Below are 13,309 nucleotides of genomic sequence, written 5' to 3'. Positions count from 1 at the left end.
CGCCCCTTCCAGCAGAGTGTTCGGATCAGGTCAGCAGCCGGATGGCCGCGAGAACGTAGGTACGGGCAGCGGTCACCAGCTCGGCGATCGGGACCGACTCGTCGGCGCGATGCGCCTGATTCAGCACCGAGCCGGGGCCCAGGACGACGACCGGCAGGCCGAGGTCACGTGCGACGTACCCACCGTCGCATGCCGCGCCCCAACCAGCCAGTGGTAACTCCGGCCCACCGGCCTCGCGGCGGGCGGCCTCGGTGACGCGCACCAGCTCCGCGTCGGCCGGCGTCTCGAACGGCGGCATCTCCATCGGCATGTCCAGATCGACCGTGAGCCCGCGATCCTCCAGCCGCAGCGCGGCCACCCGCGCCCGCAGGTCGTCGAGGACCGCTGCAGGCGACTCACCGGGCAGCAGCCTGCGGTCCGCGATCAGCACGCACTCGGCCGGGACGATCGAGCCCCCGATGCCGCCGTTGATCTGGCCGACGCTCCAGGTGGCCGGGCCGAGCAGCGGGTGCTCGGCGGTCGCGAGTTCGGCGTGCAGCCGCTCGATCTCGGCGATGATCGCGGCCGCGCCGTAGATGGCGTTGGCGCCGTCCTTCGCATTCCCCGCGTGCACGGCGCGACCGTGGACGGCGACGCGCAGGTAGGAGTCGCCGCGGGCCGCGATGATCGTCTGCAGGTCGGTCGGCTCGGCGGTGATGCAGGCGGCGTACCGGCGCTCGTTGGCGGCGAGGAACGCCTGGATGCCTTTGCCGGTCTCTTCCTCGTCGATGACCGCGGCGAGCTCGACCGGGCCGGACAGCCCGGCCCCGCGAAGCGCTGCGAGCGCAGCCACCGCGGCGGCCAGACCGCCCTTCATGTCGGACGAGCCGCGCCCGTAGATCCGGCCGTCGGCGATCTCGGCGCCGTACGGGTCTTTCGTCCAGCCCTCGCCGACCGGTACGACGTCGGTGTGCCCGAGGAGCAGCAGGCCCGGACCGTCCCCGCCGGGAACGGTCAGGCTGATGTTGTCCCGCCCGGGCTCGACCGGCGCGGTCGTCACCTCGAGCCCGAGCTCCGCGCCCACGGCCGCCAGCACGGCGACCGTCGCAGCCTCCTCGCCGGGCGGGTTCTGCCCGGTCGCCCGGACCAGCGCCGTACAGACCTCGACGAGGAACTCCTCGTCGATCCGGTCCAAAACTGCTTGTTCCTGGGCGGTGACCATAAGGCAAGCCTAAGCAACAGCCGCGACTCCGGTCCGGCGAGCCCGGCTGTTGGCTGATTTGTCAGCGGCTGACGACGGGGGAGTAGTCGTCCCAGACGACGCTGTTCCCGGCGCTGTAGGCGCGGTAGTGGATGGTGGTCTTCGGGGCCCATTTGTAGCTGACCTGGCCCTTGGCGTTGGTCGTCAGCTTGGCGAGCTGCTTCCACTGGCTGGTGCCGGCTTGCTTGTACTGCAGGACGACCGGCTTACCGGCCCAGCGGACGAATTTGTTGATCGCCGGGCGGTAGTTGCCGGCGGTCAGGGTGGCGGTGGTGACGCCGCGCGACTTGGTCACCACGAGGTCGACGGCCGACGCGTACTTGTTCATCCGGTTGAACGCGCCGAGGGTGGCGACCGGGTTGCCCTGGGCGTCCTCGCCGGAGCCGTCGTCACCCTCACCCTTGAAGTTGACCACGCCGACCGGCGAGATCTCCGAGTACAGCGTGAACTTCGCCTGTTTCGCGCCGTCCAGGAACTCGACGTGGATGTTCACCGGGTCGCCGGGCTGGGTGCCTTTCCAGTCGGCGTTGTACAGCGTTGCCGGGCAGCCCTGGCCGTAGGTGACGGTGTAGTGGGTCTGGCGGTTGTTCATCACGAGCTTGGCCGGCATCGCCGGGTAGCAGGTCGGCAGCGCGGCCGGGGCCGCCTGGGCCGCCGGAGCGGCGGCGACCAGCCCGCTCGCCAGCAAACCGGTTGCTGCAAGCAACGACAGGGTGGAGCGCATGAGGATTCCCCTTCGGGTGTGAAGTCGGTGGCTGCCCAGCACGCTAGACAGCCGCCGCCCACTCCCGCGGCGGATCCGGCCGATGCTGCGTGATCGGCTGGACGGCCGTGCCCGAACAGGTCAGCACCCGTTGCCCAGGGCGCTCACTCCGACGCGATGCTGAACTCCGTCGGCCCGAACGACACGTTGAGCTTGCCGTCGACCGTCATCCGGCCGTTGTCGACGCGGCACCTGAACTGGCCGCTGAACGGCGTGTCGAGCCAGCGCACGGTGGCCACGAACGCGTCGCCGTCGCCGTACGCGCTGGTGACGACCGGCTCGCCCTCGGCGTGGAGCCAAGCGCCGGGCGCGCAGGTGAAGGCCGTCGTCTCGGGCTCGCTGAGCTCGGTCACCAGGAAGGTCAGGACGGCGGCGCCGTCAGCATCCCAGCGGACCGACCGGAGGAAACCCGGGTTGGGCGTGAAGGTGTAGGTCTGCCCGTCGCCGGCTTGCGGAGCCGGGCCGGACGGCGGCGCCAGCTCCAGCAGCTCGGGGTGTGGAACGGGCGCGACCTCCTTGCCTTCGAGCGCCGGCAGCAGGTTGGCCCAGGCGGTGTCGAGCACGGCCTGCATGTCCTCGGTGGCGCCGGTCGTGATCAGGACGGCGTCGTGGTCGGGGAAGGCGACGACGAACTGGCCGAAGGCGCCGTCGGCCCGGTAGGTGTTGTTGCGGCCGCGCCAGAACTGGTAGCCGTAGCCCTGCTGCCAATCCGGATTGTCGGAGTGGGAGTTGTCGACCTGTTTCGCGGTGGCCGCCTCGAACCACTCGGCCGGCACCAGCTGCTCACCGTTCCACAGCCCGCGCTGCAGCACCAGCTGACCGAACTTGGCCATCGACTCGGTATCGAGGCTGAGCCCCCAACCGCCGAAGCTGATGCCCTCCGAGGAGGCGCCCCACGTCGCGCCGGTGATCCCCAGCGGCTCGAACAGCCGCGGCTTCAGGTAGTCGAGCAGGGTCTCGCCGGTCAGCCGCTGAATGATCGCGGACAGCAGGTACGACGCGCCGCTGTTGTAGACGAACCAGGAGCCGGGCTCGCGCTCGACCTCCAGCCCGAGGAAGACCTTCACCATCCGCCGGTCGTGGGTGAGCCGGCCGACCGTGTCTTCGTCGTGGCCGGTCGTCATCGTCAGCAGATGCTCGACCGTCATCGCGGCCAGGTTCGCGCTGATCGTCTCGGGCAGCTCGGCCGGCCCGAAGAAGGACACGACCTTGTCGTCGACCGCCAGCAGACCGGCCTCGACGGCCAGCCCGACCGCCGTCGCGGTGAAACTCTTCGAGACCGAGAAGAGCAGGTGCGGATCGGCCAGCCGGTACGGTGCCCACTCCCGCTCGAGCACGACGTGACCGTGCCGCAGCAGCATCACGGTCTGGATCTCCTGGCCGGACGCGTCGAGCGCGGCGACGAACGCATCGATCGCCGCACTCGACAGCCCTTGGTCTTCTGGCGCACTCCGCGGAAGGGTCACGACCAGCACGCTATCCCCAACCGCCGACAGATTTCAGTGCTGCAGGACGACGACCGATCGCGCGGGCACCTGGACCGAACCGGCCGACGGGTCCCAGGTCGTCTGCTTCACGACCGGATCCGAGCCGTTGGCCTGGATCGGCGAAAGGCTGAGCGACTTGCCGGCCAGCCCGGGCACGGTCTGGGTGACGGCCGACCCGGTCGTGTTGAAGACGACCAGCACGCCCTTCAGCTTCGGGTCGGCGTCCGGGCCGACCGTGTCGTCGATCCGCATCGTCACGACCCCGGGCGTCGTACCGCTCAACGGGAAGCTCAGCTTCGCCTTGATCAGGTCGGCCGAGCCGAGCCGGAAGAGCGGGGTCGAGAACCGGAGCTTGAGCAGATCAGCCGCAGCGGCCGAGGCGGTCTGTACTTCGGTCGCAGTCGGCTTCAGCGCCGGATTGCCGAGCAGCGGCCGGATGTAGTCCCACTTGGCCTCGTTGTCCGGTTTCGGCGGCAGTCCGTGCCCGAAGCCGTTGTCGGCGCCCGTCCAGTCCAGAGTGTTGAACCAGTCACCGGAGTCGTAGCTGTTCCGGTCCAGGGACTTGCTGCGCAGCATGTCCGCGCCCGCGTGCCAGAACGACGGTGTCTGGGCCAGTGCGGTGGTAGCGAGCGACAGCGTGTTCATTCGGATCCGGTCCGGCATCGGGAGGTCCGTGGGCAGCTTGTAGGTCAGGCTGTCCCAGAGCGTCTCGTTGTCGTGGGCGTCGACGTACGTGACCACCTCATCGGGCTGGTCGGCATAGCCGGCAGGGGAGCCGTTGTAGTCGACAGCGTCCCCGCGGACGGTCGCTCCGGTCTCCGCAGAGCGGAACGTGAACGACCGCAGGTTCGCCGCCAGGCCGAGCTGGACCAGATCGGTGTCATGCGCCAACCGCTTCGCACGGTCAGCCGCGGAGCCGTTGATCGGATCGCCGTTCGGGTCACTCGCCGCACCGGAGCCGAAGCCCTGGACGCGCGGGTTGTCGTCGAACGGCCCGCCGCCGCGGACGGCGTCCCGCAGCCGGTCCGAGAACGTACCGATCCCAGTACCGCCCAGGTTGCCCTGCCGGGCTTGGACGAAGAGGGCATCGTCGGCGACCTCACCGAAGTTCCAGCCCTCGCCGTACAGGTAGACCCGCTTGCCGTCGACGCCGTCCTTGGCGAGGGTCAGCTTGTCCAGCGCGGACCGCACCTTCAGCATGTTCGATTTGGTGTGGTGACCCATCAGATCGAAGCGGAACCCGTCGACGCGGTAGTTGCGCGCCCAGCTGACCGTTCCGTCGATCATGATCTTCTCGGCCATCGCGTGCTCGGTGGCGATGTTGCTGCAGCAGGTCGAGGTCTCGACCTTGCCGGTCGCGTTGAGCCGCTGGTAGTACCCGGGCACCACCTTGTCCATCACGGACGTCGGAGCCTGCCCGGCGGCCGGTGTGTGGTTGAAGACCTGGTCGAGGACAACGCGCAGCCCGGAGCTGTGCAGTCCGCCGACCATCGTGCGGAACTCGGCGACGCGGGCCAGACCGTCCTTCTGCGTCGCGTACGAGCCTTCCGGCGCCAGCCAGTGGAAGGGGTCGTAGCCCCAGTTGAAACCGTCCTTTCCGGCGACTGCGGTCACGCAGGCTTGCTGCTGCTCGGAGTCCGCCGGCAGTGCCTTCAGATCACACGCAGGCGTCTGCTGGCCGGTCTCCGGGATGGAGGCGATGTCGAACGTCGGCAGCAGGTGGACCGTGTTCAGCCCGGCCGCTGCGAGCTTCTTGAGGTGCTTCGTGCCGTTGCCCTGGTCAGCGAAGGCCAGATAGGTCCCTCGGTGCGCAGCGGGCACTGTCGGGTCGCTGATCGAGAAGTCCCGGACATGGAGCTCGTAGATGGTCGAGTCGACCGATCGGGCTAGTTTGGGCGCCGGCGTGTTCGCCCACAGGGCGGGCTTGCCGGCTGGGTCGTTCAGGTCGACGGCGACCGAGTGCGTCGAGTCGGTCGTCAGTGCGGCCGAGTACGGGTCGGTGACGACGTTCTGCTCGACCTTGCCGGTCGTGGGTGCGTAGACCGTCACCTCGTACCGGTACGAAGCGTTCTTCCAGGACCGGCTGCCCTTAAGGCTCCACGAGCCGTCCTCGTTGGCGCGCATCGGCAGCCGCTGCGACCCGACGAGCAGGGTCACGTTCTGAGCCGTTGGCGCCCACAGCGTGAAGGTGGGCGTACCGCCGCTCCAGGTCACTCCATAGCTGCGGTTGGTCGCGCTCTTGTAGACGTCGTCGAGCACCCCGGGGATCTGTACGCCGGTGGCATCCAGCAGTCGACCTGCATCGTCGTACTGGGCCAGTCCGAGCTGGCCGGTCAGGATGCGGCGCACGTCCGCGTGGTCGAGTTTGAGCGTCGTATAGCCCGGCTTCACCACACGTGCGTCGTAGCTCAGGCCGGCCGACGTCCCGCCGATGTCATCGGCGTCGATCTTCAGACTGCCGGTCGTGGACCAGTGCAGCCGCCACCGCGACCGCTCGGGGTTCGGCACCGCCGGTACGGCGAGCGTGTGCCGGTCGAGCCAGTAGGCCTTGGCCTGACTGAGGTCCGGCTGCGCACCGGGCTTGGACGTCGTCACAGTGAGCGTGTGGGTCGCGATGGCGTACGAGAACGTGACGACCAGCCCGTCTGCCGGGACTGTGACCGGCACGTTGTTCGCCGGGTAGCTCTCGTCCCAGGACAGGTTGTGCGCGACCTTGGCCTCATAGGCGCCTGCTCCGATCTCACTCGTCGACCAGGTGTACGTGCCGTCCCCGTCGGCGTCCGTCAGCCAGGGGCGCATGCAGGACGGATCCCAGTCGCCCGGGCAGCCCAGCTCGGACTGGAACGAGCCCGGCACGGTGATGATCGGCCCTTCGGCGCTGGACGTCGCGTAGTGCCGGCCGTGCTCGTAGTAGAACGTGATCGGGCCGTTCGGCGCGGTGTAGGAGATGTTGGCGCCGTTCTGGTTGCCGCCGGCCCCGTAGTTCACGTCCCAGTTCTTGTTCAGTGCCGCCTTGTACGCGTGCTCACCCGCCGGGATCGTGTAGGTGCGTTTCCAGACCTTGTCCTTCGGATCGAGGGCCAGCTGCGCCTGGTCGCAGTCGGGCGACCAGTCCGCCGGGCAGCCCATCTCACTGTTGTGGTCACCGGGCACACTCACGTTGGCCGGCTGGACGACCGGTCCGGTCTCACCACCGCCACCTGGCTTCGGTGCGTCACCGACCACGCCGTACGAGCCGGACACTGAGTAGTGGCCCGCCGAGTCGCGCAGTACAGCGCGGTACTCGAGCAGCGTCCCCTTCGGCACGCCGCTGACGTCCTGGAATACCCGGTACGGCGCGTTGTCGTCGGAGCCGAGCCGCTTCCAGTCCGTCGTACCCACCGGGCGGTAGCCGAACGTCACCGTGACCGGTGTGTTCGCCGGAACAGCCGCACTGATCTCAGCGCGACCGCCCACCTCAGGTGCGTTCATGTAAACAGCAGGTGCCTTGGAGGGCGTCGGCACCTTGCTCAGCGCTTGGTAGACGGTGACCGACAGAGGTGCCTGGCTCAGCAGCACCCGTCCCTCTCGGTCGGTCCGTACCAACTTGGTACCGCCGTAGACCGGCCGCAGCCACGTGTTCGGCCCGTACGTCGGAATGGTCGCGGACTTGGCCGTGGTCGAGTTGTTGGCCACGACGACGTACTCGGTGTTGTCGGCGCCCAGCCGGCTGAAGGCGTACAGACCACCGGAGTTCGACGAGTAGCGGTGCACCTGGCGTCCGTCGGACAGCGCCGGGTACTGCGACCGCAGCTTGGCCAGGCCCGCGATGTGCTTGTACATCGGGGCGTTGACGTCGAAGCGGTCCTTGCTGCCGATCGTCGTCGTACCGGTGCCGTCGATCACCTCGTCGTCGACGTAGTCCGCGGTCTTGGTGGCGAACATGTCCTGCCGGGCGTCCTTGTCACCGCCCGGGCCGGTGAAACCCTGTTCGTCGCCGTAGTACACGACGGGCTGGCCGCGGGTCAGGTACATCAGCGAGTGCGCCAGCTTGTCCCGGGCCAGCAGCTCCGGGCCGTTCGCGCCGCCCTGCTTCAGGAACGTGCCGACGCGGCCCATGTCGTGGTTGCCGAGGAACGTGGGCAGTTGGTAGGCGTTGGAGTCGGCATCGGTGTAGTAGTCGTCGTTCGCGTAGAAGTCGCGCAGCTCGGCGCTGGCGCCGCCCTTGGCGAACGTCACCGCGTTCTGCTGGAAACCGAAGTCGAGCGTCGCCTGCAGCGCACCGCTGGTGGTGTAGGTCGACATGAACTTCGGATCGGCGTCGAAGACCTCGCCGAACATGAAGAACTGCTTCGACCCGGCCGCCTTCGCGGCGGCCAGGATCGCGGGCGAGAACTTCTGCCAGAACTCCAGGTTCACATGCTTCACGGTGTCGATCCGGAAGCCGTCGATCCCGAGCTCGGCCCAGGTCTTGTAGACGTCGATCATGCCGTCCCGCACCCGCGGCTGCTCGGTGAACAGGTCGTCCAGCCCGACGAAATCGCCGTACTCCGCCGATTCTCCGGCGAAGGTGGAGTCGCCGCGGTTGTGGTAGAGCGTGGGATCGTTCAGCCAGGCCGGGACCTTCACCGTCTCGTCGGCCGGCGTCTTGAAGACCGGCACGTTCGGGAACGACGTGTCCCGGTCCAGCGCCGGGAAGGTGTCCCCGCCCGCATAGGCCTTGTCGTCGAACACGTTCCCGGCCGCATCCTGGTACGGCGACGTCGACTTCGGGATGTAGCCGTACTGGCCGGACTGATAGGCGATCACGTCCGCGGTGTGGTTGGTGATGATGTCGAAGAAGACCTTCATCCCCTTGCGGTGCGCCAGATCGATCAGCCGCTTCATGTCCGCGTTCGTACCCAGGTGCGGGTCGATCTGGGTGAAGTCGGTGATCCAGTAGCCGTGGTAGCCCGCGCTGACGTCAGCGCCGGAGCCCTGCACCGGACGGTTCTTGAACGACGGAGTCAGCCACAGCGACGTCGTACCAAGGGATTTGATGTAGTCGAGCTTCTGGATGACTCCGGCCAGGTCACCGCCGTGGTAGAAGCCCTTGTCGGTCGGGTCCAGGCCGGTCTGCAGCCGGTCGCCGGTCAGACCGCCGGCGTCGTTGCTCTTGTCGCCGTTGGCGAACCGGTCCGCCATCAGGAAGTAGAAGCGCTCTTTGGTGAGGTCCTGGCGCAGGCTCGGTGCTGCGAGCGCCTTGTCGGCCGGAGTGACCGCAGAACCGGCCAGCTGCACCGGCTTGACCGACACGACGTGCGTCTTGTCGTCGTAGCTGAAAGCCAGCTTGGCCGGGCCCTCGATGCGCAGAGGGATGTTCGGCCCGTTCAGAACGCCGCCGGCGCCGTAGTTCTCGTCCCAGCTGCCGTTGACCGCGACCTTGTACTCGTACGTGCCGGCCGGCACGTTGAACACCTTGGAGTACGGCGCCGCGCTCCCGAGGCTGCTCGCCGGGCAGGCCGGATCCCAGTCGCCCGGGCACCCCAGCTCGCTCTGCAGCGAGCCGGCCAGCGTGACGACCCGCTCCGCGCTCACCTCCGCCTGTGCCGGGGCCTGCAGCCCCACGGCGGCCACAGCCACCGCGACGAAACCCGCTGTCCACCGCTTGAAACCACGCATTGCGAACGTCCCCTCCCGTGCCGGTCCCCGGGGACGCTAGCCCGCTGTCAAGGGGCAAGGAAGGCTTCGAAGATCACGAAACGACAGTGTGGATCGAAAGGTTTGCGAAGAGGTATAGACCGGTATTTCCTGAGGGGATTCCTACCGTTCAGAGGGGAAACCCGCCATGAAACTCCGATGGTTGTTCCCGGTCGCACTGGTGGCCGGCCTGCTGACGAACGCCGGCCCCGCCGCCGCGGACGGCGAGTTGCCGGCCTTGACGCCCGCACCGCAATCGATCCGGCGGCTCGGGCCTGACCTGCCCAGTGCCGCCGGGCTCACGGTCGTCAAGGAGACCGGCATCGCCGGCAAGCGCGCGTCGGCCGCGCTCACCGCATGGTCGCTGCCGTCCGCGGCCGGGCTCAAGTCCGGCGGCTATGTGCTGGGCGTCGGCTCGTACGAAGGGCAGCGCCTCGCGGTCCTGGTCGGGCGGGACGCAGCCGGCACCTTCTACGGCGAGCAGACGCTGGCCCAGCTCACAGCCGCAGGCTCCGTGCCCAGTGTCGCGATCGTCGACGAACCCGCCTTCGCGCTCCGGGGCGGCATGGAGTCGTTCTACGGCCAGCCGTGGCGGCAGCCCGACCTGCTGAACCACCTCGACTTCCTCGGCCGGCACCGGATGAACGCCTTCATGTACACGGTCAGCGGTGACCCGCACACGGCAGGCGCGAAGTGGCGCGAGCGCTACACCGGCGCCGACGTCGACCGGATCCGGGAGGCGATCCAGCGGGCCAAGGCCAACCATGTGGAGTTCATCTACCGGGTCAACCCGGAGGCCAACGTCAGCCCGGCGCACGGGATCTGCCATGCCGACGCCGCGGAGAAGAACGCGCTGATCGCCCGGTACGAACAGCTCTGGGACCTCGGCGAGCGTGTCTTCGCCGTCGGCTGGGACGACGTCGGCGGGCAGTTCCGCTGTCCCCTCGACCAAACCACGTTCGGCTCCGACGCGAGCCCGCTCGGCGCCGCCCAGGCGCACGTGGTCAACGACATCTACAACCGGTTCATCAAGACCCACCCCGGCGCCCGCCTGCTGACCGTCCCGACCGACTATTGGGGTAACGGCCGGACGGCGTACCGGACGCGGTTCGCCGCGCTGATCCCGACCGACGTCGACATCTTCTGGACGGGCCGGGAGGTCATCTCGCCGACCATCACCACCGCGGACGCCGCAGAGGCGTCGGCGGCCTTCGGCGGCCGCAAGCTGCTGATCTTCGACAACTACCCGGTCAACGACTACGCCCCGAACGCCCAGCACCTCGGTCCGCTCGTCGGCCGCGACGCCGGGCTGCCCCAGCACGCGACCGGCTTCATGATCAACGAGATGCAGGAGGCCGAGCCGTCGCTGATCGCTCTGGGCACGGCGTCCGAGTACGCCTGGAACCCGGCCGCGTACGACCCGCAAGCGGCCTGGACCCGAGTCATCAACGAGCTGGGCGGTCCGGTCGCCGCTGCGTTGCGCCGGTACGCCGAAGTGCACACCGGCTCGGCATTGAGCAGTGATTCGTCCGCTCCGCTCACCCCGCTCGTCCGCTCCTTCGTCGCGGCCTACCGAAGCGGCCAGGACCTGACGGCGTCTGCAAACGCGTTGACGGGTTTCTTGAACCGGTTGGCGGCCGCACCGGGTGAGCTGCGAGCGCAGCTGCCCAGTAGGTCGTTCGTTCAGGACTCCGAGCCGTGGCTGGCCAGAACCGAACGCAGAGCTCAGGCTGGCGTAGCGGCCGTCCAAGCGCTACAGGCGAAGGCTGCGGGCGACCTCGCGGGCTACCGAGCGAAACGCGAGGTGATGCACGCAGCGCTGGCAGGCGGCAACACCTCCTTCCGGCTGGCTGTTCCGGGTAGCCTGGACGATCTGCTCGACCTGGCCGGGGTATCGCGCGGTACTGACGTCGTCCGGCACGACAGTGGCGCCATGTCGGTCTACGAGCGAGCCCGGAACGGCCGCGTGCAGAGTGCCTGGCAGCCGACGGCTGGTAGCAACTGGAGCGGGCCGTCGGACCTGCCGCCGGTAGCGGCGGCAGGTAAGCCGGAGGTGGTTGTCCGCCGGAACGGCGCGCTGAGTGCCTTTGTCCGGGGCACTGACAACCGGATCTGGTCCAGCGAACAGAGCGCAGCCGGAGGCGGTTGGAGCGCGTGGTCGAAGGTTCTCGACGTCGTAGTCGGCGGGGAGCCGGCAGCCATCGTCGGTGACGACGGCGGGATCAGCCTGTTCGTGCGCGGTTCGGACGGCGTGCTGCAGACGTTCTGGCAGAACAACGGCTGGCGATCCGGATCACTCGGCGGGCCGAAGATGCTCGGCAAACCGGCGGTCGACGTCAATCTGGACGGCGCACTGGTCGCGGTGATCCGTGGCACCGACAACAGGCTCTCCAACCGGTGGCAGATCGCCCCGGGCGGGGACTGGGGTGACTGGAAGACCGTGCCCGGGTTCGCCACGTCCGACCCGGATCTGGTGATGAGCTACGACGGCTCGTTCAGCCTGTTCTTCCGTGGTCAGGACAACGGTGTGTGGACGAGCTGGCAGCAGAGCCGCGGCGGGCTGTTCGTCGGCCCCAGCCGGCTCGGCGGCATCACCACCCAAGGCAATCCGCGCGCGATGCTCGACAACACCGGCGGACTGACGCTGACCGCCCGCGGCTCCGACAACAGGGCCTGGACGATGTGGCAGCTGTCGCCGGGCGGCGAGTGGCGCGACGGCTGGCTGAACGACCAGGTGGTGGCGTACTCCGACGTCCGCCTGATCGACTCGGTGGGCGGCGCCGGGTCGGCGTTCACCATCGATGCCAACGGCAAGCTCCGGACGGCGTGGCAGTCTGCACTCGGCTCGGGTTGGGCCGGCTGGGCCGACCTGGGCGGCTCGCTCAGCTGAACAGGGCGGGCAAGGTCGTCTCGATCGGAGTGCGCAGCACAGTCGTCGCTTCCTCGTCGTACGGCGTCTCCTGCGCATTCAGGATCACCAACGGCTTGCCCGCCCGCAGCGCCACGTCACACAGACCGGCCGCCGGGTAGACCTGGAGCGAGGTTCCGATCGCCAGGAACACCTCGGCGGCCTCGGTCGCCGCGACGGCGGCGTCCAGCACGGCCGGATCGAGTGACTGGCCGAACGACACCGTGGCGGACTTCAGAATGCCGCCACACAGCTCACAGGCCGGATCGTCCTCTCCCGCATCCAAGCGGGGGAGGACGTCGGCCATCGGGATCCGCCGCTCGCACGACAGGCAGTCGACGTACCGGACGCTGCCGTGCAGTTCGTGGACCAGCTCTGGCGCCGAGCCGGCCTTCTGGTGCAGGCCGTCGATGTTCTGCGTCACCAGCCCGGTCAGCCGGCCCTGTCGCTCCAGCTCGACCAGCGCCAGGTGGCCGGCGTTGGGCTCCGCCGTCCAGGCCGGTGCGGCGACCCGGAACTTCCAGGCCTCCACGCGCACCTCGCGACTGGCGACGTACTCGTCGATGTCGAACATCGCCTGGGCGTGCGGGTTCTTCGTCCAGAGCCCCTGCGGCCCCCGGAAGTCGGGGATACCGGAGGCGGTCGAGATCCCGGCCCCGGTCAGGACAGCGATACGTGCGGCGTCGATCACGCCTTGGACTGTAGCCAGTCCGTCGCCAGAACCGACATCACGACCTCGTCGACCCACTCGCCGTCCCAGCGCAGCGCGTCCCGGCAGACGCCCTCGACGACGAAGCCGGCCTTCTCGTACGCGCGCTGGGCGCGCGGGTTGAACGCATAGACGCCGAGGCTGATCCGGTGCAGGCCGAGCGCCTCGATGCCGTGGCCGACGATCAGCTGGGTCGCCTCGGTGCCGAGGCCGCGGCCCTGGCCGGCCGGGCCGATCATGATCCGGAAGTTGCAGGAGCTGTTGTCCGGGTCCCAGTCGTTCAGCACTGCCTCGCCGACGGTCTCGCCGGTCGCCTTGTCCACGATCGCGAGGTCCAGGCGGTCGTCCTGGTCCTTTCGGGTCCGCAGCCACTCGCGGGCGCGCTCCTCGGGGATGTCGTGGTGGCTGCCGGTCAGCTTGGCCACCTCGGGATCGTCCATGGCAGCGCGCAGCGCGTCGTAGTCGACCTCGTCGAGCGGGCGCAGGATCACCAGCTCGCCGGTCAGCGTCGGTTTGGCGGAGAAGTCGGTCACACCGCGGAGTG

7 protein-coding genes are annotated in these 13,309 nt (G+C 68.7%); 1 reads left to right on the top strand and 6 read right to left on the bottom strand.

The genetic code is table 11. The annotated features are described in order from the left end of the window. Positions 1-25 precede the first annotated feature (25 nt). The 4 genes from HPO96_RS01685 to pulA all read right to left on the bottom strand — a co-directional run bounded on the left by HPO96_RS01685 (position 26) and on the right by pulA (position 9,130). Positions 26-1,201 carry an ArgE/DapE family deacylase gene (locus HPO96_RS01685; RefSeq protein ID WP_171670383.1) on the bottom strand — a complete coding sequence of 392 codons (1,176 nt, stop codon included), beginning with the start codon at positions 1,199-1,201 and terminating at the stop codon, positions 26-28. Between the two features lie 61 nt (positions 1,202-1,262). Next, entirely contained in the window at positions 1,263-1,964 is a 702-nt protein-coding gene (locus tag HPO96_RS01680) for a hypothetical protein (RefSeq protein ID WP_171670381.1), read from the bottom strand. A 143-nt stretch (positions 1,965-2,107) separates the two neighbouring features. Then, positions 2,108-3,469, bottom strand: coding sequence for a serine hydrolase domain-containing protein (locus HPO96_RS01675; RefSeq protein WP_337796467.1), 1,362 nt, complete (start codon positions 3,467-3,469; stop codon positions 2,108-2,110). 33 nt (positions 3,470-3,502) lie between these two features. Beyond that, positions 3,503-9,130 carry a pullulanase-type alpha-1,6-glucosidase gene (gene pulA, locus HPO96_RS01670; protein WP_171670377.1) on the bottom strand — a complete coding sequence of 1,876 codons (5,628 nt, stop codon included), beginning with the start codon at positions 9,128-9,130 and terminating at the stop codon, positions 3,503-3,505. Positions 9,131-9,296: 166 nt separating this feature from the next. Here pulA and HPO96_RS01665 point away from each other — a divergent pair, with 166 nt between their 5' ends. After that, positions 9,297-12,038 carry a beta-N-acetylglucosaminidase domain-containing protein gene (locus HPO96_RS01665; RefSeq protein WP_171670375.1) on the top strand — a complete coding sequence of 914 codons (2,742 nt, stop codon included), beginning with the start codon at positions 9,297-9,299 and terminating at the stop codon, positions 12,036-12,038. Here HPO96_RS01665 and HPO96_RS01660 read toward each other — a convergent pair. Continuing rightward, a complete protein-coding gene (locus HPO96_RS01660; RefSeq protein WP_337796466.1) occupies positions 12,031-12,747 on the bottom strand; it encodes an SIR2 family NAD-dependent protein deacylase in 717 nt (238 codons plus the stop codon). The two genes, HPO96_RS01665 and HPO96_RS01660, sit on opposite strands and share 8 nt — an antisense overlap. Continuing rightward, positions 12,744-13,298: a GNAT family N-acetyltransferase gene (locus HPO96_RS01655; RefSeq protein ID WP_171670374.1), complete on the bottom strand. Its 555-nt coding sequence runs from the start codon at positions 13,296-13,298 to the stop codon at positions 12,744-12,746. Before HPO96_RS01655 ends, HPO96_RS01660 begins: the two co-directional genes overlap by 4 nt. Positions 13,299-13,309: the final 11 nt, after the last annotated feature.

The organism is Kribbella sandramycini, assembly GCF_013131805.1.
Lineage (GTDB): Bacteria > Actinomycetota > Actinomycetes > Propionibacteriales > Kribbellaceae > Kribbella > Kribbella sandramycini.
Note: the sequence above shows the minus strand (reverse complement) of the source record. Positions and strands in the feature narration are given on the sequence as shown.